Source organism: Streptomyces sp. NPDC001530 (assembly GCF_042894545.1).
In the GTDB taxonomy this organism is placed as follows: Bacteria; Actinomycetota; Actinomycetes; order Streptomycetales; family Streptomycetaceae; genus Streptomyces.
Window position 1 is genome coordinate 259,957 of record NZ_JBIAVS010000009.1, and the last position, 20,510, is coordinate 280,466.

Annotated in this window: 21 protein-coding genes; 9 read left to right on the forward strand and 12 right to left on the reverse strand. The window is 70.4% G+C overall.

What is annotated here, in order from left to right:
• Positions 1–33 precede the first annotated feature (33 nt).
• From ACFY0T_RS20365 to ACFY0T_RS20380, 4 genes are read left to right on the forward strand one after another with little or no spacing between them, the layout of a single operon-like run.
• Positions 34–1,167, forward strand: coding sequence for an aliphatic sulfonate ABC transporter substrate-binding protein (locus tag ACFY0T_RS20365; protein WP_388872132.1), 1,134 nt, complete (start codon positions 34–36; stop codon positions 1,165–1,167).
• A gap of 36 nt (positions 1,168–1,203) precedes the next feature.
• A complete protein-coding gene (locus tag ACFY0T_RS20370; protein ID WP_388872135.1) occupies positions 1,204–1,992 on the forward strand; it encodes an ABC transporter ATP-binding protein in 789 nt (262 codons plus the stop codon).
• Positions 1,979–2,881 carry an ABC transporter permease gene (locus ACFY0T_RS20375; RefSeq protein WP_388872138.1) on the forward strand — a complete coding sequence of 301 codons (903 nt, stop codon included), beginning with the start codon at positions 1,979–1,981 and terminating at the stop codon, positions 2,879–2,881. The genes ACFY0T_RS20370 and ACFY0T_RS20375 overlap by 14 nt, the downstream gene beginning before the upstream one ends.
• Before the next feature lie 7 nt (positions 2,882–2,888).
• Positions 2,889–3,626, forward strand: a complete 738-nt coding sequence (locus ACFY0T_RS20380) for a sirohydrochlorin chelatase (protein ID WP_388872140.1) — start codon at positions 2,889–2,891, stop codon at positions 3,624–3,626.
• Between the two features lie 12 nt (positions 3,627–3,638).
• Here ACFY0T_RS20380 and ACFY0T_RS20385 read toward each other — a convergent pair whose 3' ends face one another.
• Positions 3,639–4,619, reverse strand: a complete 981-nt coding sequence (locus ACFY0T_RS20385) for an ArsR family transcriptional regulator (protein ID WP_388872143.1) — start codon at positions 4,617–4,619, stop codon at positions 3,639–3,641.
• A gap of 56 nt (positions 4,620–4,675) precedes the next feature.
• Here ACFY0T_RS20385 and ACFY0T_RS20390 point away from each other — a divergent pair, with 56 nt between their 5' ends.
• Positions 4,676–5,932 carry an MFS transporter gene (locus ACFY0T_RS20390; RefSeq protein ID WP_388872146.1) on the forward strand — a complete coding sequence of 419 codons (1,257 nt, stop codon included), beginning with the start codon at positions 4,676–4,678 and terminating at the stop codon, positions 5,930–5,932.
• Positions 5,933–5,956: 24 nt separating this feature from the next.
• Here ACFY0T_RS20390 and ACFY0T_RS20395 read toward each other — a convergent pair whose 3' ends face one another.
• From ACFY0T_RS20395 to ACFY0T_RS20405, 3 genes are read right to left on the reverse strand one after another with little or no spacing between them, the layout of a single operon-like run.
• On the reverse strand, positions 5,957–6,574 hold the full coding sequence (locus tag ACFY0T_RS20395; RefSeq protein WP_388872149.1) for a DsbA family protein: 618 nt from the start codon (positions 6,572–6,574) through the stop codon (positions 5,957–5,959).
• Between the two features lie 55 nt (positions 6,575–6,629).
• Complete coding sequence (locus ACFY0T_RS20400) at positions 6,630–7,229, reverse strand: TIGR03086 family metal-binding protein (protein ID WP_388872151.1); 600 nt, start codon at positions 7,227–7,229, stop codon at positions 6,630–6,632.
• Between the two features lie 25 nt (positions 7,230–7,254).
• Positions 7,255–8,277 (reverse strand): ketopantoate reductase family protein, encoded by a 1,023-nt coding sequence (locus tag ACFY0T_RS20405; RefSeq protein ID WP_388872153.1) that lies wholly within the window; start codon positions 8,275–8,277, stop codon positions 7,255–7,257.
• Between the two features lie 117 nt (positions 8,278–8,394).
• Between ACFY0T_RS20405 and ACFY0T_RS20410 the strand changes: the two genes are divergently transcribed.
• On the forward strand, positions 8,395–9,294 hold the full coding sequence (locus ACFY0T_RS20410; protein ID WP_388872155.1) for a transglutaminase-like domain-containing protein: 900 nt from the start codon (positions 8,395–8,397) through the stop codon (positions 9,292–9,294).
• Here the strand turns inward: ACFY0T_RS20410 and ACFY0T_RS20415 are convergent.
• Entirely contained in the window at positions 9,230–9,604 is a 375-nt protein-coding gene (locus ACFY0T_RS20415) for a DUF4440 domain-containing protein (protein WP_388872158.1), read from the reverse strand. The two genes, ACFY0T_RS20410 and ACFY0T_RS20415, sit on opposite strands and share 65 nt — an antisense overlap.
• Complete coding sequence (locus tag ACFY0T_RS20420; protein WP_388872160.1) at positions 9,597–10,145, reverse strand: DUF1697 domain-containing protein; 549 nt, start codon at positions 10,143–10,145, stop codon at positions 9,597–9,599. The genes ACFY0T_RS20415 and ACFY0T_RS20420 overlap by 8 nt, the downstream gene beginning before the upstream one ends.
• A gap of 396 nt (positions 10,146–10,541) precedes the next feature.
• On the opposite strand from ACFY0T_RS20420, the gene ACFY0T_RS20425 reads away from it, so the two are divergent.
• Positions 10,542–12,794: an MMPL family transporter gene (locus tag ACFY0T_RS20425; protein ID WP_388872163.1), complete on the forward strand. Its 2,253-nt coding sequence runs from the start codon at positions 10,542–10,544 to the stop codon at positions 12,792–12,794.
• Between the two features lie 54 nt (positions 12,795–12,848).
• Here ACFY0T_RS20425 and ACFY0T_RS20430 read toward each other — a convergent pair whose 3' ends face one another.
• Positions 12,849–13,076 (reverse strand): hypothetical protein, encoded by a 228-nt coding sequence (locus tag ACFY0T_RS20430; RefSeq protein WP_388872470.1) that lies wholly within the window; start codon positions 13,074–13,076, stop codon positions 12,849–12,851.
• Between ACFY0T_RS20430 and ACFY0T_RS20435 the strand changes: the two genes are divergently transcribed.
• Positions 13,054–14,172 (forward strand): hypothetical protein, encoded by a 1,119-nt coding sequence (locus ACFY0T_RS20435; protein WP_388872166.1) that lies wholly within the window; start codon positions 13,054–13,056, stop codon positions 14,170–14,172. The genes ACFY0T_RS20430 and ACFY0T_RS20435 overlap by 23 nt on opposite strands.
• A 37-nt stretch (positions 14,173–14,209) precedes the next feature.
• On the opposite strand, the gene ACFY0T_RS20440 is transcribed toward ACFY0T_RS20435, so the two are convergent.
• Genes ACFY0T_RS20440 through ACFY0T_RS20450 form a run of 3 tightly spaced genes read right to left on the reverse strand, consistent with a single transcriptional unit; the run spans position 14,210 to position 17,252 of the window.
• Positions 14,210–15,487: an ABC transporter substrate-binding protein gene (locus tag ACFY0T_RS20440; protein WP_388872169.1), complete on the reverse strand. Its 1,278-nt coding sequence runs from the start codon at positions 15,485–15,487 to the stop codon at positions 14,210–14,212.
• Positions 15,487–16,320, reverse strand: a complete 834-nt coding sequence (locus tag ACFY0T_RS20445) for a carbohydrate ABC transporter permease (RefSeq protein ID WP_388872172.1) — start codon at positions 16,318–16,320, stop codon at positions 15,487–15,489. Before ACFY0T_RS20445 ends, ACFY0T_RS20440 begins: the two co-directional genes overlap by 1 nt.
• Positions 16,317–17,252: a carbohydrate ABC transporter permease gene (locus ACFY0T_RS20450; protein ID WP_388872175.1), complete on the reverse strand. Its 936-nt coding sequence runs from the start codon at positions 17,250–17,252 to the stop codon at positions 16,317–16,319. The genes ACFY0T_RS20445 and ACFY0T_RS20450 overlap by 4 nt, the downstream gene beginning before the upstream one ends.
• A gap of 215 nt (positions 17,253–17,467) precedes the next feature.
• Here ACFY0T_RS20450 and ACFY0T_RS20455 point away from each other — a divergent pair, with 215 nt between their 5' ends.
• Positions 17,468–18,331, forward strand: a complete 864-nt coding sequence (locus tag ACFY0T_RS20455; RefSeq protein WP_388872178.1) for a phosphotransferase enzyme family protein — start codon at positions 17,468–17,470, stop codon at positions 18,329–18,331.
• Positions 18,332–18,376: 45 nt separating this feature from the next.
• Here ACFY0T_RS20455 and ACFY0T_RS20460 read toward each other — a convergent pair whose 3' ends face one another.
• The gene (locus ACFY0T_RS20460) at positions 18,377–19,099 is read right to left on the reverse strand and encodes a 3'-5' exonuclease (RefSeq protein ID WP_388872181.1); all 723 of its coding nucleotides are present in this window, start codon (positions 19,097–19,099) and stop codon (positions 18,377–18,379) included.
• Positions 19,100–19,224: 125 nt separating this feature from the next.
• Entirely contained in the window at positions 19,225–20,463 is a 1,239-nt protein-coding gene (locus ACFY0T_RS20465) for an SAV2148 family HEPN domain-containing protein (protein ID WP_388872184.1), read from the reverse strand.
• Between the last annotated feature and the right edge of the window lie 47 nt (positions 20,464–20,510).

The following is a 20,510-nucleotide window of genomic DNA, read 5'->3' on the forward strand; positions in this document are numbered from 1 at the left end:
GTGACCGCCGGGCCAACGAGAGGAACCCCTCCCGTGCCTGCCATCCGCTCCAGTCGCTCCAGTCGCTCCACGCTTGTCCGCCGCGGCATAGCCGTCGCCGCCGCTCTCCCCCTCCTCGTCCTCGCCGCCTGCAGCTACGGCTCCGAGGCGAAGGACGACACCTCCTCGAAGGAGAAGGTCGCCGCCGGATCGAAGAAGATCGACGGTCTCGACTCCGTGAAGATCGGCTACTTCGGCAACCTGACCCACGCCACCGCGCTCGTAGGCCGCCAGGAGGGTCTGTTCCAGAAGGAACTGGGTGCCACGAAGGCCGAGTACTCGACCTTCAACGCCGGCCCCTCCGAGATCGAGGCGCTGAACTCGGGCTCCATCGACATCGGCTGGATCGGCCCCTCGCCGTCGATCAACGGCTACACCAAGTCCAACGGCAAGAGCCTGCGCATCATCGGCGGTTCGGCGTCCGGCGGCGTGAAGCTCGTGGTCAACCCGAAGAAGATCAAGTCCCTGAAGGACGTCAAGGGCAAGAAGATCGCGACGCCGCAGCTGGGCAACACGCAGGACGTCGCGTTCCTCAACTGGATCGCGGACCAGGGCTGGAAGGTCGACGCGGAGAGCGGCAAGGGCGACGTCTCGGTCGTCCGCACGGACAACAAGATCACTCCGGACGCCTACAAGTCCGGCTCCCTCGACGGCGCCTGGGTGCCGGAGCCGACCGCGTCCAAGCTGGTCGCCGAGGGCGGCAAGGTGCTGCTCGACGAGTCGACGCTGTGGCCCGACAAGAAGTTCGTGATCACGAACATCATCGTGTCGCAGAAGTTCCTCAAGGAACACCCGAAGGTCGTCGAGGCGGTCCTCAAGGGCTCGGTGGAGACCAACGCGTGGATCGCGGCCAACCCCGACAAGGCCAAGGCAGCGGCGAACGCACAGCTCAAGGTGGACTCCGGCAAGGCGCTTCCGGCCAACGTCCTCGACCCGGCCTGGAAGTCCATCCAGATCACCAATGACCCGCTGGCCGCCACCCTCAACACCGAGGCGGAGCACGCGGTGAAGGCGGGTCTGCTCGAGAAGCCCGACCTGAGCGGCATCTACGACCTCACGCTCCTCAACAAGGTCCTCAAGGCCGACGGCGAGAGCACGGTCGACGACGCCGGTCTCGGCGTCAAGTAAGCCCGGATCCCGATGAGTTCCCAGGAGGTGACGACCATGGCCACGACCCTCGCCAAGGCCGCCGACGCCACGACGTCGGTCGAGTACGCCGCGCGGATCGAGCACGTCTCGAAGTCCTTCGCCGGGCCGGCGGGGCAGCAGCTCGTCCTCGACGACATCACCCTCGATGTCGCGCCGGGCGAGTTCGTCACCCTCCTGGGGGCCTCGGGCTGCGGCAAGTCGACGTTGCTGAATCTGGTGGCGGGGCTCGACAAGCCCTCCGCCGGCAGCATCGCGACGAACGGCCGCCCGGCCCTGATGTTCCAGGAGCACGCCCTCTTCCCGTGGCTGACCGCGGGCAAGAACATCGAACTCGCCCTGAAGCTCCGGGGTGTTCCGAAGGCGGAGCGCCGCGACCGTGCCGAGGAGCTGCTCGAACTCGTACGGCTGAAGGGCGCGTACGGCAAGCGGGTGCACGAGCTGTCCGGCGGTATGCGCCAGCGCGTGGCGATGGCCCGAGCGCTCGCGCAGGACAGCCAGATCCTGCTGATGGACGAGCCGTTCGCGGCCCTGGACGCGATCACCCGCGACATGCTGCACGACGAGCTGACCCGGATCTGGAGCGAGACGGGACTGTCCGTCCTGTTCGTCACGCACAACGTGCGCGAGGCGGTGCGGCTCGCGCAGCGCGTGATCCTGCTGTCCTCCCGCCCCGGCCGGATCGCGCGCGAATGGTCCGTGGACATTCCGCAGCCGCGCCGTATCGAGGACGCCCCCGTGGCGGAGCTGTCCATCCAGATCACCGAACAACTCCGTGGGGAGATCCGCCGCCATGGCCAGCACTGAGACGAAGGCCGACGCCGCCGTCAAGGACAACGACGAGCTGGGCGGTCTGGAGGCGGGCCTCGACGCCCTGGAGGTGTCCGCCACCGGCCGCCCGTCGTTCGGGCTCACCTTCAAGCAGAAGGTGCTGCCGCCGCTCGTCGCGTTCGCCGTGGTGCTCGTGGCCTGGCAGGCGCTGATCTCGTTCAAGATCGTCGACGACCCGACCAAGCTGCCCTCGCCGTCCGCCGTGTGGGGCGAGGTCGAGAACGCCTGGCTGCAGGGCACGCTGCTCGACTACATCTGGACGAGCGTCTCGCGGGGTCTGCTCGGCTTCCTGTTCGCCCTGGTGATCGGCACCCCGCTGGGCCTGCTGGTGGCGCGTGTGAAGTTCGTGCGCGCCGCGATCGGCCCGATCCTCTCCGGCCTGCAGTCCCTGCCCTCGGTGGCCTGGGTTCCGCCGGCCGTGATCTGGCTGGGCCTGAACAACTCGATGATGTACGCGGTGATCCTGCTCGGCGCCGTCCCGTCGATCGCCAACGGCCTGGTGTCGGGCGTCGATCAGGTGCCGCCGCTGTTCCTGCGGGCGGGCCGCACGATGGGGGCGACGGGCCTGAAGGGCACCTGGCACATCGTGATGCCCGCCGCGCTGCCCGGCTACCTGGCCGGTCTGAAGCAGGGCTGGGCGTTCTCCTGGCGCTCCCTGATGGCGGCGGAGATCATCGCGTCCTCGCCGGACCTGGGCGTGGGCCTCGGCCAGCTGCTGGAGAACGGCCGCAACGCCAGTTCCATGTCGATGGTGTTCCTCGCCATCTTCCTGATCCTGTTCGTCGGCATCGCCATCGACTTGCTGATCTTCAGCCCGGTGGAGCGGTGGGTGCTGCGCAGCCGCGGTCTCCTGGTGAAGAGCTGAGCCCGTCATGAGTCAGCCGGTCCTTCTGGTCATCGCCCACGGCAGCCGCGATCCGCGCCATGCCGCGACGGTGGATGCCCTGGTACGACGGGTCAGGGCCCAGCGCCCCGGCCTGCGCGTGGAGACCGGTTTCCTGGACTTCAACATCCCCTCGGTGCAGGGGGTGCTGGAGTCCCTGGCGGCGGAAGGCGTACGGGACGTGGTGGCCCTCCCGCTGCTGCTGACCCGCGCCTTCCACGCGAAGGCGGACATCCCGGCGGTCCTGCGGGAGGCCCCCTCCCGGCTGCGCATCCGCCAGGCGGAGGTGCTCGGCCCCTCCCCCCTCCTGACGGCCGCGCTCGAACGTCGTCTGTACGAGGCGGGGCTGACGCCCGCCGACAAGTCCTCGACCGGGGTCGTGCTGGCCTCGGCGGGGTCCACGGACCCGGAGGCGATCGCAGTGATCGCTGACATCGCGCGGGAGTGGCGGCACACCGGTTGGTGCGCCGTGCGACCTGCGTTCGCCTCCGCTTCCCTTCCGCGCACCGAGGACGCGGTGCGCGAGCTGCGCGCCCTCGGCTGCGCACACGTCGCGGTCGCCCCCTACGTCCTCGCCCCCGGCTTCCTGCCGGACCGCATCGCGCGGGGGGCCGCCGAGGCCGACGTACTGGCCGATGTCCTCGGTCCCGCGCCCGAGGTGGCGCGGGTGCTGCTGGAACGGTACGACGAGGCCCGCCTGCCGGCGCTGGCGGCCGTCGGCGCCTGACGGCACGACCGCCTAACGGCACAGTTGGTCCCCGAGAGGTGTCCGCGCGTACCGCACGATCCGGCCGCTGCGGGTACGGCTCAGCAGTCCCGCGTCGTAGAGCACGGCGAGATGCTGGCTGACCGCGCCGGGGGTGACATCGAGGCGGTGGGCCAGTTCGGTGGTGGAGGCGGGTTCCGCGAGCAGGAGCAACAGGCGGGCGCGGGCCCGGCCCAGGAGACGGACGAGGGCGCGGTCGGTGACCGGGGGTGGTGTCTCGGAGACGGTGGCGCGGCCACGGGCGGGATACGACAGTACGGGCGGCAGCCGGTGATCGACCCAGGTGGCCGCGCCCCGCGCGAACATCGTCGGGGTCAGCACCATGCCGCGGCCCGCGACCCGGATGTCGCTCTCGGGCCAGTTGGGGTCGGTCGGGTGGATCAACCGCAGGCCGTCCCCGGTCCAGGTGAGGCGATGGTCGAGGCTCGGGAAGAGCACCGCAGCGCCCTGCTCCGCGAGGACCTTGGCGTGGTGGGTGAGATCGGCCTCCAGGATCGACTGGGCCCGGGGCCACCAGTCGGGAGCGAGGCACTCGTGCCAGTAGCGGTCCAGGGACTCGACGATCCGCTCCAGCAGGACGGGCGGATCGGCGAGCCCCCGCACGATCACCTCCGGGACGGCGGGTTCGTGCGCGAAGGCCTCCGCGAAGTCGACCGCGAGCCGCTCGACGGGCGTATCGCGCAGGGCGCGCATCTCGGCCGCGAAGGCAGGCCGGGCCCGGGTGGGCCGCGGGGTCAGGAAGTCGGGGATCCAGCTGCTCACCGTGAGCAGCGCGCCGAGGATCTCGGTGTCCTGCCGTTCGTATGCCGGGCGCAGCCGTCGCAGCCAGGGCAGCTGGTACGGGAAGCGCTGCGGGTCCGCCCAGGAGCGCAGTGAGAAGACCGCCTCCTGGAGCGGAGAGTAGGCAAAGGAGGTGGTCGCGAGGTCGCCGACGCCGAAGCGGAACTCAATCATTGAGCGTCACGCTAAATGATTGTCACGGGCGGGTGGGTCCTGGGTTGGGTGTGAATATGACCGCTACCGAACAACCCACGCGGGCGGGCGGGCTGTTGCCCGTCGACCCCGTGTTGCGCCGACTGTCCGTGCCCACGCTCTTCAACGCCTTCGGCAACGGGCTGTTCTTCCCGCTGGGCGTCCTGTACTTCACCCGGATCGTCGGGCTCGACGCGACCTCGGTGGGTCTCGGAATGACGGTGGCGGGACTGGTCGGGGTGGCGGCGGGGGTTCCCGCCGGGCGGGCCGCGGACCGTTGGGGCGCCCGCCACGTGGCCGCGCTGCTGTGGGGCGGCTGCGGTCTCGCCACGGCCGCCTACACGGTGGTCACCTCGTACGCGGGCTTCCTGGCCGCCGAGATCTGTGTGACGGCGCTGATGATGGCCAGCCGCGGAGTCATGGGGGCGGTGTACGCCGAGGTGCTGCCCGCCGCGAGCCGCGTCGAGGCCCGCGCCTATCTACGGACGGTCGTCAACGTGGCCATGGGGGTGGGCGGCGCGTTCGGCGCGGTGGCGCTCCAACTCGACACCCGGGGCGCGTATGTGGCCGTCATCCTGGTGAACGCGCTGACCTTCGCCGCGCCGGCGCTGATGATACGGAGGCTCCCGCTCGCCGCGCACGCCGCGGAGCGCGCGGCCGAGACCGAGGTCGCGGGCGAGAGCCGCTGGCGTGCGGTCCGCGACCTGCCGTATCTGACGGTGACCGTGCTGAACACGGTCCTGGTCGTGCACTACACGCTGGCCGAGGTCGGTCTGCCGCTGTGGATTGTGGAGCGGACCGAGGCGCCGCGCTGGACGGCGGCCCTGCTGATGATCCTGAACTGCGTGCTGGTGGCGCTGCTCCAGGTACGGGTCGCCCGGCACGCGTCCCAAGTGCCCGGCGCGGTCCGGGCGATGGGCGCGGCGGGGCTGCTGCTCGCCGCGGCCTGCGCGGTGTATGCCGTGTCGGCGGGCCTCTCACCGGTGTGGGCGGTGCTGACGCTGACGGTGGGCGCGGTGATCCACGTCTTCGCGGAGGTCCTCGCGGCCGCGGGCGGCTGGACCCTCGGCTACGAACTCGCCGATGCCCGGGCCCACGGCGTCTACCAGGGCGTGTTCGGCTCGGGCATGTCCGCGGGCGTGATGGCGGGCCCGGCGCTGATCACGTTCACCGCGATCCGGCACGGCACGGCCGGTTGGGCCCTGCTCGGAGCCCTGTTCGCGGTCGCCGGACTCGCGGTGCGCCCCGCCGCGCGCTGGGCACGGCGGGACGCCTGGCGGGGTGAGCCCGACTGACCGCTGCCTGACCTCGATCACCGTTCAGTCGAAGGACAACCCGCCCGTGCGGGTCCGCTTGAGTTCGAAGAAGTCCGGGTGCGCGGCGAGGACGCGGAAACTGTCGAAGAGCTCCGCCGCCTGCTCGCCGCGCGGAATGGCCCGCAGCACAGGGCCGAACCACACCGTTCCATCAACATGGATGGTCGGCGTCCCCACATAGGCGTCGGAGTCGCGCTCCTTGCCCGCGTCATGGCTCTGGCGCACCGCCTCGTCGTAGCCGGAGTCGTGGGCCGCGTCGGCCAGTTCGGCCGGGAGTCCGAGTTCGGCGAGGGAGTCGGCGACCACGGCGTCGAAGTCCTCGATCCTGAACTCGTGGATACGGGTACCGAAGGCCGTGTAGAGGTCACGCAGCACCTTCTCGCCGTGCCGCTCGGCGGCGGCCACCGCGACCCGTACCGGGCCGATGGACTTGTCGACCAACTCCCGGTACCACTCGGGGAGTTCGTTGCCGATGTTGTGCAGGTACAGGCTCATCGCGTGGAAGCGGAGGTCGAGAGGTCGCTTCCGCTCGACCTCCAGCATCCAGCGGGAGGTGATCCAGGCGAAGGGGCAGGCGGGGTCGAAGTAGAAGTCGACGCGGGTGGGCGAGGTGTTCGTCATGCCGTCGAGGCTAGTCAGCCAATGGCACAGGAACACGATCCAATCAGCCCCGGATTTACTGGTCCACTTTCGCCCGGGACAGCCTCGGATCACGGCCGCTGTGGGCGAGGGCGCGCTCGAAGGGGGGCGCGTCGTCGGGCACGGGTACCGGGTCGGCGAAGCCGTCGTACTGGCGGTAGAGCTCGGCATGCGTGTCGACGACGTCCAGGACGAACCGGGCCGCGCCGTCCGAGATACGGAACTCCTGGCCGGTGGCCGCCGCGACGTCCCAGCCGTGCACCGCCATCTCCTTGACGATCATCGAGGCGATGTCGGCGGCGGGCATCTTCGCCATCCCCAGGTCGACCTCGCCCTCCCACACGTCCGGGTCGTCCCAGGCGGCGACGGCGCGGTCGAGCTGGGCCGCGTACGCCTCGGCCCAGCCGGGATCGGCCGTGAAGTCGCGCGCGGTCAGCTCCTCGGAGAGCTGCTTGCGCAGCGCCCGGTGCTCCAGACCGTGCGAGGTGTAGAGGACCCAGTGGTTGACGAGGGTGCGGACGTCCCAGTCCGAGCAGTACGAGGGCTCGGACAGCTGCGCCGCCGTGACACTGCGGGCGACGCGGGCTGCCTCGGCGGCGCATTCGATCATGTACGCGTGCATGGCGTCGTTCTTCATGCACCTCATGGTAGGAACGGCGCGCTCAGGACTCTTGAACAAACGCGACAGCTTCGTCGGCGAGCCGCACCAGCTCCGCCACCGGCATCGACCCCGCCTCCCTGCGCTCGCGCGCGAACGTGTTCGCCAGCCGCTGGAGCAGGTCGTTCAGCGGAGTCGGTACGCCGTGCAGCCGCCCCAGGAGCGCGATCTCGCCGTTGAGGTAGTCGGCCTCGATGGTGCCGGTGCCGCGGTGGAGGGACTGCCAGGAGGAGCCGCCCCTGCGTTCGGAGCCGTCGAAAGGCTCGAAGCGGGTTTTGTCGCCGCGGGTCTTCCTCTGCTCCTCCGCACCGACGTACGGGATTCCGGCGACGTCGAGCACGGCCTCGCCCTCCGCGCGCACGCGCTGGTAAAGCGCCAGGCCCTCCGCACTGGTGAGCACCCCGCTGACCGCCTCGACCGAGTTCGCCAGATTGCCGAGGAGTTTGGCGTACTGCCAGCGGGCCACATCGGGCACGACCGGCGCCTCGAAGCGGGACTTCTCCAGGTCGGCTGCGATACGGCGGGCCGTCTCGTCCGTGCCGTGCGGATAGCGGCCGAGGTGCAGGATGCCGGTGAGCGGGGTGCCGGCCGCGGAGATGAGGCCGGGTTCGACGAAGGTGGCGGGCAGCCAGACGCAGACGCCGTACACCCGGCGGAAGCGGCGCAGCGCGAGGCGCTGACTCTCCACGCCGTTCTGCGCGCACACCAGCGGCAGCCGCTCGGCCGCCGTACCACCGCCCGCGACCGGGCTCGGGCCCCACGCCTCCAGGGCGGCCTCGCTGTCCTGTGTCTTGACGGCGAGCACCAGCACGTCGTCGGCGCGCAGCTCCCCGAGCGCCTCCGGCCGGTCGACCGTGGGCAGCCGGTGCGTTTGCGTTCCCTCCGAGGCCATGAAGCGCAACCCGCCCACGCGCAGCGCCTCGTAGTGCGCGCCCCGCGCGACCAGCACGACCTCGTGTCCCGCCTCGGCCAGCCGAGCACCGATCGCCCCGCCAACCGCGCCTGCCCCGATGATGATGTAGCGCATACCCACGAGCCTGACACAGATGTCTGTAGCGACCATGGACGATTCCGGGAACGGACATGTCCCGGCTGGACGCGGTGGGTTGACCTTGCCCCTGGGGCAGACCCGAGGGTCCTGGACATGGACTTCTACCTGACGCAGAGCCCGTACAGCGATCCCGGTGATCTCGATGTCAGCGGACTGCCCCGGGATCCCGGCCAACTCGCCCGGTTGGTCAGGGATGTGATCATCCATCGGGGCGAGGGAGAGCGGTTCGGATACGCCATTCCGCAGGAACGACTGCACGACGACGCCGAGTCGCGGTACGCCGCCGCACTGCTGCGCATCCTGCGGGAGCGCAAGGACGCGCCGCTGACCGAACACCGCGCGCCCGACGAGCGGTTCGTCGGCACCTGCCGGGACTTCGCGCTGCTGCACTGCTCGCTGCTGCGGGCGACGGGCACGCCCGCACGGATCCGCTGCGGCTTCGCCACCTACTTCAGCGAGGGCTTCCACGACGATCACTGGGTCACCGAGTACGGGCTGCCGGACGGGAGTTGGCGGCTGATCGACCCGCAGGTCCACCACCCCTCGTACGACGTCCCCTTCGACCCGCTCGACGTGCCGCGGGACCGGTTCCTCGTGGCCGGGGAAGCCTGGCGGGCGTGCCGCGAGGGACGGGCGGACCCGGAGACGTTCGGCGTGACCGGCCTCGACTGGGTCAAGGGCCTCTGGTTCGTGCGGGCCGACGTGTGCCGCGACCTGGCCGCCTTCCATCGAGTCGAACTGCTCCCCTGGGACGGCTGGGGCCCCGAGATCCTCGACGACGCGGCCCTCACCGAGGACGACATCGCCCTCACCGACGCCGTCGCGGCGGCCCGGTCCGAGGACGAGCTGCGGCGGCTGTACGAGGACCCGCGCCTCACCGTGCCGGACGAGATCACCTCGTACACGACCTACGGCGGCGTACGAAAGGTCACGCTGCGTCGGAGTCGTACAACGTCCCCTGGTGGAAGTAGAGCAGCCAGCCCTGCTCGGTGAGCCGCCACAGGGAACTCCGGTGCGCCCGGCGGCCGTTGTTGTCGGTGTCGAAGGTGAGGTGGACCAGGTCGGGCGCGAGCTGGACGCCCTTCATGTGCGAGGTGGTGCTGGGCCGGGCCCCGGGCTCGTTCTCCGCGGCCAGCCAGGCGACGATCGAGGCGCGGTCCCAGATTCGCCCCGACGCGCCGAACTCGTAGAAGTCGGGGTGCAGCAGCGCGCCGACGAGTTCGGGCGAGCGGCGGATCTCCGGGTCGAGCAGGCGCAGTTCGCCCTCGGTGGCGGCCTCCACGGCGGCGTTGCCCTCAAGCACGGGTCATCTCCTCCAGTTTGACCACGGTGTTCCAGTTGCGGCTGGTGGCGGTGATGCCCTTGAGGAGCCGGGGCTTGGACAGGGCCTCCGCCAGCTTGGAGCGTCCGAGGCCGTCGGGGGCGTACAGGTACAGGACACGGTCGCCGAGGCGGAACTCCTCCGGCAGGAAGGCCGCCTGGTCGACCGAGGCGAAGCGCTCGGCGTCGACGGGGCCGGAGAAGTACGTGGCGTGCAGCTGCTTGGCCTCCAGTTCGGCGGCCGGGAACGGGCACGCCTCCCGTACGGCCTTCAGGTAGGCGTGGTCGCGCACCAGCACGCCGACGGTGAAACCGAAGCGCTTTTCGATGGCCTCGGCGAGCTCCGCGGCGAGGGACTCCTCGTCGCCGTGGTCGCTGCTGAACACCGCGTTGCCGCTCTGCAGATAGGTGCGTACGTCGCCGTAGCCGAGTCCCTCCATCAGGGTGCGCAGCTCGGCCATCGGCACCTTCTTGGCGCCGCCCACGTTGATCCCGCGCAACAGCGCCGCGTACGTCGTCGTCATCCGGACACCTTAAAGCGGCCGTCGTGCCCCGTGGGGGTGGGCGCGACGGCCGCGGCCCGCACGGGAAGTTACCGGCGGGTTGGCACGAAACCCTGACCGATCGGCCCGCGCAGATCAACACCTACATGGAGCTGTGACTTAATCAACAACCTTTCGAAATAACAAAGAGGGCTCCGCCCGACAGAACGGACACCCTGATCCACATCCCCGAGAAGTCCCGTTACATGTAAGGGGCTTCCATCCTCCCCAGTGCGGAGACCCTGGGGTCCGAGGGGAGGAGTCGCGGCCTCGGGGGTTCACCAGGCAGTACGACGAGACACGCTTATCCGACCCATACCTTCATTACGAAAGGTGGCGGCAGGGGGCCGTCACCGCACACAAGGGGGCTTGCCCGTCATGGGGAACGGAGATACACGGGTGCGGGGCATCGCCGCCCGGGCCGGCGGCTGGAGCGCCCGGCACCGATGGGCGGCCGTCGGAATCTGGGTGCTGTTCGTCGTGCTGGCGATGGGGCTCGGCTCGGCGGCGGGCCGCGTCGACGTCAAGGAGAGCGATCAGCTCAAGGGCGAGACACACACCGCCGCCAAGATCGTCGAGGACGCCGGCATCGAGGAGCCGGCCAGTGAGACCGTCCTGATCCAGGCGAAGGGCGCGAACACCAAGGCCACGGACGCCGAGTTCAAGAGCGCGGTCGCCGCGGTCGTCGCGGCGGTCGACGCCACCGGCAAGGTCACGGACGTGACGTCGCCGTACGACACGAAGACGATCTCGAAGGACGGCCGCAGCGCGCTCGTGCAGTTCGACATGCGCGGCGACTCGGAGACCGCGGGCGAGCGGGTCGAGCCCGTTCTGAACGCCGTCAAGGGCGTGCAGAAGGACCACCCGGAGCTGCGGATCGAGGAGATCGGCGGCGCCAGCATGATGAAGACGTTCGACGACGCGTTCGGGGACGACTTCCAGAAGGCCGAGTACTCCGCGGTGCCGGTGGCCCTCGGCATTCTGCTCATCGCCTTCGGCGCGCTGGTGGCGGCGCTGCTGCCGGTGGCGCTGGCGATCACCGCGATCATGGCGACGATGGGTCTGATGGGCGTCGTCAGCCATGTGATGCCGATGAGCGACACCGCGAACTCCGTGATGCTCCTGGTGGGTCTGGCGGTCGGCGTCGACTACTGCCTGTTCTATCTGCGCCGTGAGCGCGAGGAGCGCGAGGCCGGCCGGGACGCGCAGACGGCGCTTCGGGTCGCCGCCGCCACCAGCGGTCGCGCGATCATCGTCTCGGGTGTGACGGTGTGCGTGGCGATGGCGGGCATGCTGTTCACCGGGCTCGCCGAGTTCGAGGCGATGGGCCTGGCCTCGCTGATGGTCGTGGCGGTCGCCATGGTCGGGTCGGTGACGGTGCTGCCGGCGCTGCTGTCCCTGCTGGGCGAGCGGGTCGACAAGGGCCGCATTCCGTTCCTGCACAAGGCCATGCAGCGCCGCGCCGCCCGCAACAACGGGGAGAGCCGCTTCTGGACCGCCGTCCTGCGCCGTGTGCTCGCCAAGCCGCTGGCCTCCGTCCTCGTCGCGGGCGGTGTCCTGCTGGCGATCGCGGCTCCCGCGGTCGGCATGAAGACCCAGAACCTCACGCTGGACCAGGAGTTCGGCGACTCGCTGCCGATCGTGCAGACGTACAACCGGGTCAACGACGCCTTCCCGGGCGGCTCCGAGCCGGCCGAGGTGGTCGTCAAGGCGAAGGACATCAACGCTCCCGAGGTGAAGTCCGCGCTCGCCGACTTCAAGGACCGGGCGATCAGTTCGGGCGCCTCCCGCGGCCCGGTCGAGATCAAGCTGCACGACGCGCAGAACATCGCCTACGTGTACGTCCCGCTGGTCGGCGGCTCCGACCTGGACAAGGCGGGCGCGAGCCTGGAGAAGCTGCGTGACGAGGTGCGACCGGCCACGCTCGGCAAGGTCGACGGCGTCCAGGCGCCGATCTCCGGACAGGTCGCCGGCTCGCACGACTTCAACGACCAGCTGGCCGGCGCCGTCATCCCGGTCTTCGCGTTCGTCGTGGTCTTCGCCTTCCTGCTGATGCTGCTGTCGTTCCGCTCGCTGACGGTCGCGATCACCTCGATCGTGCTCAACCTGCTGTCGGTGGGCGCGGCTTACGGCATCCTCGTCGCCGTCTTCCAACACGGCTGGGGCGCGTCCCTGGTGGGCGCGGAGGGCGTGGGCGCCATCATCACCTGGCTGCCGCTGTTCCTCTTCGTGATCCTGTTCGGCCTGTCGATGGACTACCACGTGTTCGTGGTCTCGCGGATCCGCGAGGCGCGACTGCGCGGCCGTACGACGAAGGACGCGATCCAGCACGGCGTGGTCACCACGGCCGGTGTGGTCACCAGCGCCGCGGTCATCATGGTCGCCGTCTTCGCGATCTTCGGGACGCTGTCCATGCAGTCCATGAAGCAGATGGGTGTGGGCCTGGCCGCCGCGGTGCTCATCGACGCGACGATCATCCGGGGTGTGCTGCTCCCCGCCGTGATGGCCCTGCTCGGCGAGCGCAACTGGTACCTGCCGAAGTGGCTGCACCGACTGCCGGACCTCACGCACGACGAGGCACCTGAGGCCGTGCTGCCGCCGGCTCGGGAAGGCGAGCGGGCCGGGGTGTAACTCCCCGCAGATCAGGGCCTGTTGGTTCCCTCGAGGAACCAACAGGCCCATTTCTCATGCCCGCGGGGGCAGTTCGGGCTCATGACGGCCCTGCGCGCCGGTCGACGGCTCCGCCTCTGCCCGCGCGGGCAGCTCGGCCTCGATGAGATCGGCCGCCCGCAGCGTGCCGCCCTCCCGTGCCATCTCCTCCCCGATCTCGCGCAGACGTATCTGCCGCGGGCTGTCGAAGGCGCTGGTGCGCCTCAGCTGGGACGACTCGGTGCGCGAGCTGCCGGAGGCCAAGTCGGTGCTCCTTGCGGAGGCCGTGGCAGCGGCGCGTGAGCTGGACGAGCCCGACCCCCGGTACACGGAGGTCCTGCTCGAAGCGTTGGAGTGGTACCAGCGCACCCTGTTCGCGCTGGGGCGGCGTCCCGAAGGGCTGGCGGTGCGCGAGGAGATGGCGGGTATCAGCCGACGAGCCGTCGAGGCCGACCCCGACACCCCCTGGCGGAAGGGCCTGGAACTGTGGGCCCGCGCCCTCGCGGAGGAAGGCCGGCACGGCGAAGCCGCGGAGCTCTTCGAAGAACTCGTGGCGCACGCCCGGCCGCGAAGAGCGCTGAGCAGCGCCTATGTGTGGTGGCGGTTCGAGTGGGCGGCCGAGGCGGAGGCCGCCGGTCTGCGGGAGGCGGCGCCGGCCGCCACCGGTGAGCTGGTGGACAAGGAGCGCGAGGGCCTCACCGATGGCCGCAACTCGTTCAAGAGCCTCGCGCTCGCCCTCCTCCGGCTGGCCGAGCTGCACGACAGGTACGGGGAGCACGACGCCGCGACCGCCGACCTCGACGAGGCCGCGGAGCTACTGGCCGAACTCGCCGCGAACGGTGAGCCCCAGAACGGGAGCGGCAGCCAAATACACGTACTGGCCATCCTGTTCGGGCTCTCCGCCCGGGCGCAGGACCTGCCCGCGCCCGGGCGCCCGGCGCCGCCCTTCGGCTCGTACACACGGGACTGGACCCACGACGTCCGGGAGCGCTACTTCGCGGAGATACCCGCGCTGCGGGAGGCCGCGGCCGCGGCGGGCCTTCCCGAGCGGGTGAGGCTGCACCGCAGGCTGTCCTTCCGCACCGCGCTGCATTCCGAGCTCCGTCGCGGTCACCGCTTCCTGGAGCCCGCGCTGCCGCACTTCGACGAGGGGGTGGCGCCGGCCCGTCGACTGGGCGACGGGCCGTGGTTGGCGCGCGCCCTCTTCGACCGGGCGAGCCTTCTCACCGCGGGGCACCGGTACGCCGACGCGTACGCGGACTTCCTGGAGGCGCGGGCGTTGCGGGAGAGGGCGCCGGGCGCTCAGCGCTTGGGAGCGACGGCAGCGGGAGGGGACAACGCCGCGGGCGCTCAGCGCTGAGAACGACGACGGCGGGCGGGGACAGCGCCGCGGGCGCTCAGCGCTGATAGCGGGCCAGCACCAAGTTCCCGTCCTTCACCAGCCGTTGGCGCAGCTCGTCGAGGTCGATCGCCCCGCTGTAGTACTCCTGGAACGCCGGCGTCGCGATCTTGTCCTTCCACTCCGGGTAGCCGCGGACGGACTGGGCGGGCGCCGAGCGGAGGTGGGCGGCGAGGGCGGTGCCGGTCGCCCAGTCGTCCTTGGTGGTGTGCAGCGCGGGGTCCTTGAGGGCCTCGGTGCCGGTGGGCAGCATCCAGTCGCCGAGGGCGAGCCGGACCATGTTCTTCGGCCGGAGCAGGAAGTCGATGAACTCGGCGGCCTCCTTCTTGTGCGGGCTGTCCTCGGCGATGGACAGAGTTTGCGGACTGACGCCCTGGGTCAGTCCGTCCGCGCCGGCCGGGGCGGGCAGCACCTGCCAGTCAAAACCCTTCGGTGCCTGCTGCACGATCTGCTGGCGGTAGGAGAAGCCGAGCGGAACCATCGCGTACTTGCCGCCGAAGAACCCGGGCAGCGTGTCGGAGCCGCCCATCCCGAGCGTCGCGCTCGACGCGCTCCTGTCCGTGTTCACCTCCTCATGCACGGTCTCCGGCACCACCGCGTCGGCCGCGCCGAAACGGACCGTCACCTTGCCGTCCGCACCCCGGTGGAACAGCTGCCCGCCCGCGGAGAGGGAGAGGTTGAGCGTCGCCGAGACCGGTTCCTTGAGCGGCCATGCGACGCCGTACGTGCCGTTGCCGCTCAGCTGTTTCGCGATCGTGCGGAACTCCTCCCAGGTCCATGGCTTCTGGGGCGTGGGGATGCGCACGCCCGACCCCTTCAGCCACTTGGCGTTGGCGATCAGGACGCGCGGCTCCTGGAGGAACGGCACGCCGTAGACACCGCCCCCGAAGGTCGCCGTCTCCCAACTGTGCTGCGGAATATCGGACTTGAGCCGGTCGGGCAGCAGCTCGCGCAGATCGGCGAGATAGCCGCCGTACCCGAAGTCCGCGAGGTCGTCCGAGGCGTCATGGATGATGTCCGGCGCCTCACCGCCCTCGAAGGAGGTGAGCAGCTGGTCGTGGACGCTGTCCCAACTCCCCTGGACATACTCGACCCTGACATCCGGATGCGCCGCGTTCCACTCCTTCACCAGCTCCTTGTTGGCGGCGACGGACTCCTGCTGCCAGGCGAGGGACTGGAAGTGCAGGGTGATCCTTCCACCGGAGGCGCTGTTGTCGGAGGAGCACCCCGTGAGCAGCAGTCCCATGACCAGCGCGACGATCCATCGCGTCCGCATCAGCTCTTCACCGCCCCGGCGAGCATGCCGCCCGTGATCCGCTTCTGGATGATCGCGAAGATGACCAGCGACGGCAGGGTCGCCAGGAACGCCGCCGCGGCCAGCGGCCCGAGGTCCGCGACGCCCTCGGCTCCGATGAAGTGCGTGAGGACGACCGGCAGCGTCTGTTTCTCCGGGGTCTTGAGCAGGACGAGCGCGAAGAAGAACTCGTTCCACGCGCTGATGAACGCGAACAGCGCCGTCGCCACGATGCCCGGCGCAAGCAGCGGCGCCGTGATCGAGACCAGCGTCCGCACCCGGCCCGCGCCGTCCACCGCGGCCGCCTCCTCCACCTCGGTGGGCACGGCCCGTATGTACCCCACCAGCATCCACAGCGCGAACGGCAGCGCCCACACCACATAGACCATGATCAGTCCGGGCAGTGAGTTGATCAGCCGGAGGTTCTTCAGGACCAGGAACAGCGGAATGATCACGAGTACGAAGGGGAACGCCTGGCTGACCACGACCCATCCGGTGGCGGCCCGCGCGAGCAGCGTCCGGTGCCGCGCCATGACGTACGCCATCGGGGTCGCGATCACTACGGCGATCACCGCCGCGCCGAGCGCCGCGATCAGGGAGTTGAGCCCGGCGCGCAGCAGCGGCTGCTCGTCGAAGGCCTGCCGGAAGTTGGCGAGGGTGGGGTCCTCGGGAATCCAGGTGGGGTGCAGACTCGCCAGCTCGCGCGCCGGTTTGAAGGCGATGGAGAGCAGCCACAGGAAGGGGAAGGCGAGAAAGACGAGATAGCCGAGGAGCGCCAGATACTGGCCCGCGCGGGCGCCTTTGCCGGTCTTCACGCGTCCTCGCCTCCCCTCAGACGGCCCACCAGATACACCGCGAGGATCACCGAGATCACCGCGACCATCACACAGCCCATCGCCGCCGCGTAACCGAACTGCCCATAGCGGAACGCCTCTTCGTACGCGAACAGCATGGGGAGCCGGGTGCGGCCGCCCGGACCTCCGTTGGTCAGCACATAGACCAGCGCGAACGAATTGAAGTTCCAGATGAAGTTGAGCGCCGTGATGGCGAGCGCGACCGGTCTGAGGGCGGGCCAGGTGACCGTCAGGAAGCGGCGCCACGCGCCCGCGCCGTCCATCGCGGCCGCCTCGTGCAGTTCGCGCGGGGTGTTCTGCAGCCCGGCGAGCAGCGCGACCGTGGTCTGCGGCATGCCCGCCCAGACGCCGACCACGATCACGGCGGGCAGGGCGGTGCCGAGGCCGCTCAGCCAGTCACGGCCGTCGCCGAGGCCGAGGTCGCGCAGGGTCTCGTTGAGGATGCCCGCGTCCGGGTTGTAGACGAGCCGCCACATGATGCCGACGACGACCTCGGGCATCGCCCAGGGAATGATCGCGAGGGCCCGCGCCAGCCAGCGGAACCGCAGCTCCTGGTTGAGCAGCAGGGCCAGCCCGAGCGCGAGCAGGAACTGCGGCACGGTCACCCCGACCGCCCACAGCAGACCGATCCGGAACGAGTCCCAGAACAGCGTGTCGTGCAGCAGGTCCTGGAAGTTGAGGACGCCGATCCACTGCGTCGGCGAGGTCCGCCCCGACTGCGAGTCGGTGAACGCCAGCGCGATCCCGTACAGCAGCGGTCCGACACTGAGCACCAGGATCGGAATCAGCGCGGGCAGCACCAGGAACCAGGCCCCATGGCCGACGGGACGGCGGTCCCCGCTCCGGTCGGGCGCCTGCTTCACCGACCGCCGCGTCGCGGTCGCCAATGTCATGGAATCGGCTCCTTTGGGCGGCTCGTGACGGTCTGGCCGCCCGAGCGGCCCCCGTCATGGTCGTGAAGGCGCTGTACGCCGTCAAGGCACCGTGCACGCCGTCCCACCTGTGGGAATGCGAGACTGGCCAACGGATGGCGTGAACACGACGCCGTACGCGAGGACCGCACGGGACCCGCACGAGTGCTGCGTGCGCGAGGACACGGAGGCGAAGGATGGACGAGGCACGGGCTCGGGACGTACTGGCCGCGGCGGGCGTACTGCCCGGGTCGGTACGGGACGCAACGCTCCTCGCGCTCGGCGAGAACGCGGTGTTCGCCGCCGGTGACCTGGTCGTCAAGGTGGGGCGCGACGCCGAACTCCTCGACCGCGCGCGGCGGGAACTGGACATCGCGGCCTGGCTCGCCGAAGCGGGCGTCCCCGCGGTGCGGGCCGCCGAGACCAAGGCGCTGCTGGTGGAGGGGCACCCGGTGACGGTGTGGCACCGGTTGCCCGATCCCGTACGCCCCGCCGAGCCGCGGGATTTGGCCGAACTGCTACGGGTGGTGCACGCACTACCCTCCCCCTCCTTCCCGTTGCCGCCCCGCGAGCTGCTGGGCGGTGTGGAGCGCTGGCTGCGCCTGGCCGGCGGCGCGATCGACCCCGCGGACGCGGCGTATCTGCGGGCACGGCGCGACGGCTTCGCGGATGCCGCGGCCGCGCTCACCCCGCATCTGCCGCCGGGCCCCATCCACGGCGACGCACTGCCCCGCAACGTCCATGTCGGCCCCGACGGCCCGGTCCTGGTCGATCTGGAGACCTTCTCCGCCGACCTGCGCGAGCACGACCTGGTGGTCATGGCCCTCTCCCGGGACCGCTACGGGCTCCCGGCCGAGGCCTACGACTCGTTCACCGAGGCGTACGGCTGGGATGTCCGCGCGTGGGAGGGGTGCTCCGTGCTGCGGGGGGCACGCGAGACCGCCAGTTGCGCCTGGGTCGCCCAGCATGCGCCGACCAACCCCAAGGCCCTCGCCGAGTTCGAGCGCAGGGTGGCGTCACTGCGGGACGGGGACGAGACGGTGCGTTGGTACTCCTTCTGAACCGCAGGCCCCGTCAGACCCTTTCGTCCTGAACCGGACGCCCGGTCAGACCCGTTCGTCCGCCAGGTCCCGCAGCGGCCACGTCCCGTCCACCACCGCGTCCGCGTCCCCCTTGCGGCGCAGGAAGCTCTGGAAGTCCGCCGCCCACTCGGCGTACCACTCGATCTGGCGGCGGTGCAGCTCCGCGGGGCCGAGGGCCGCGACCTTCGGGTGGCGGCCGGCTATCGCGCAGGCGAGCCGGGCCGCGGCGAGCGCGTCGGCCGAGGCGTCGTGGGCGGAGTCCAGCGCCACCCCGTACTCCGTGCAGACCGCTTCCAGGTTGCGCTTGCCGCGGCGGTAGCGGTCCACCGAGCGGTCGATGGTGTACGGGTCGATGACGGGGGCGGGGTCGACGCCGCCCAGCCGCTCGCGCAGCGACGGCAGTCCGTATCTGCGCAGTTCTGCGGAGAGCAGGGTCAGGTCGAAGGCCGCGTTGTACGCGACGACCGGGACGCCCGTCTTCCAGTAGGTGACGAGGACGCCCGCGATCGCGTCGGCGACCTGGTCGGCGGGCCTGCCCTCGGACGCCGCCCGTTCGTTGCTGATCCCGTGCACCGCCACCGCGTCCGCCGGAATCTCCACGCCCGGATCGGCCAGCCATTCGCGGCGCCCTATCGGCTCTCCGCCCTTGACCTCGATCACGGCCCCCGTGACGATGCGCGCCTCGCGCGGATCCGTCCCGGTCGTCTCCAGGTCGAAGCCGATCAGCAGCTCCCGGTGCCAGCCCATGGGCGGCCCCCCTTCTTCGTGGTGCTTTCCCCCAGTGGTCTCCACGATCGCATGAGCCACTGACAATCAGAGGACCGCGTTCCGCTTCCGGGGCTCCCGGGCTCCACCCCTGAGGACTCCCGGCGTCAGGACACAGGCCGCGAATCAGCCCAAGCCACCTCGAACTCCTCGCGATAGGTCGGAAAAAGACCTTCTTCACCCGTGTCATCCGGTTTGACTACTCTGCCTCCGCCACGCAGCACGAGCACCGGCGCCTCCATGCCGCGCGTACGGCGCAGATACGACTGCACGACCGCGATGCCGTCCGAGCCGTCCCCGTCCACAAGGTAGGCGGTGAAGCGGGGCGTCTCGTCGAAGACCTGGATCTCGAAGGCGCCCGGATCGCGCAGCTTGGACCGCACCCGGCGCATGTGCAGGATGTTCATCTCGACGGCGCGACTCAACTCGCCTCGCTTTATGCCGAGTTCACGCTCGCGCCGCTTCACCGCGCTGGAGGCGGGATTCAGGAACAGCAGTCGCACGCGGCAGCCGGACTCGGCGAGGCGGACGAGCCGTCGCCCGGAGAAGTTCTGCACCAGCAGATTCAGGCCGATGCCGATGGCATCGAGGCGACGGGCACCGCCGAAGAGGTCCTCGGCGGGGAACTGGCGCAGCAGCCGCACCCGGTCCGAGTGCACACCGACCACATCCGCATACCGGTCGCCGACCAGCTCCTCCACGGCGTCGACGGGCAGCCGGCGCGCGGAGGGCACATCACTGCCGGCGCCGAGTATCTCCAGGAGTTTCGCCGCCGCCCGCTCGGCCTGGTTGAGGACGGCCTCGGACAGCGCCCGGTTGCGGGAGACGACATTCCGGGTCACCTCCAGCTCGTCCAGGGCGAGTTCGACGTCCCGGCGCTCGTCGAAGTAGGGCTCGAAGCACGGCCAGTGCTGCACCATCAGCTCGCGCAGCTGCGGCAACGTGAGGAAACTGAGCACGTTGTCGTCGGCAGGGTCGAGCAAGTAGCCCTTGCGGCGGCTGACTTCGCGTACGGCGACCGCGCGCTGCACCCACTCCTGACCGGCGGGCCCCGCGGCGGCGACCACCCAGTCGTCGCCGTGGACGGGTTCGTAGATGGGACGGAGAACAGCGGCCACGACCGCGCGCAGCCGCTGTTCGACAAGGTTCAGCCAGATGTAGGCGCGCCCGGCTCGCTGGGCGCGCGTACGCACCTCGCGCCAGGCGTCGGCGCCCCAGTCCAACTCCGGTCCAATGGATCCCATTTCCATCGGCCGTGCCAGGGACACCGCGCCGGGTGGGACATCTGTGGAGTTCCCCTCGTGACCCTCGTCACCAGGAGGCAACTCCAGCCCTCCCGAGCCCACCCGCGCACCGCCTTCCGCTCCCCCGAGCCACCCCAGGGGCCAGGCCC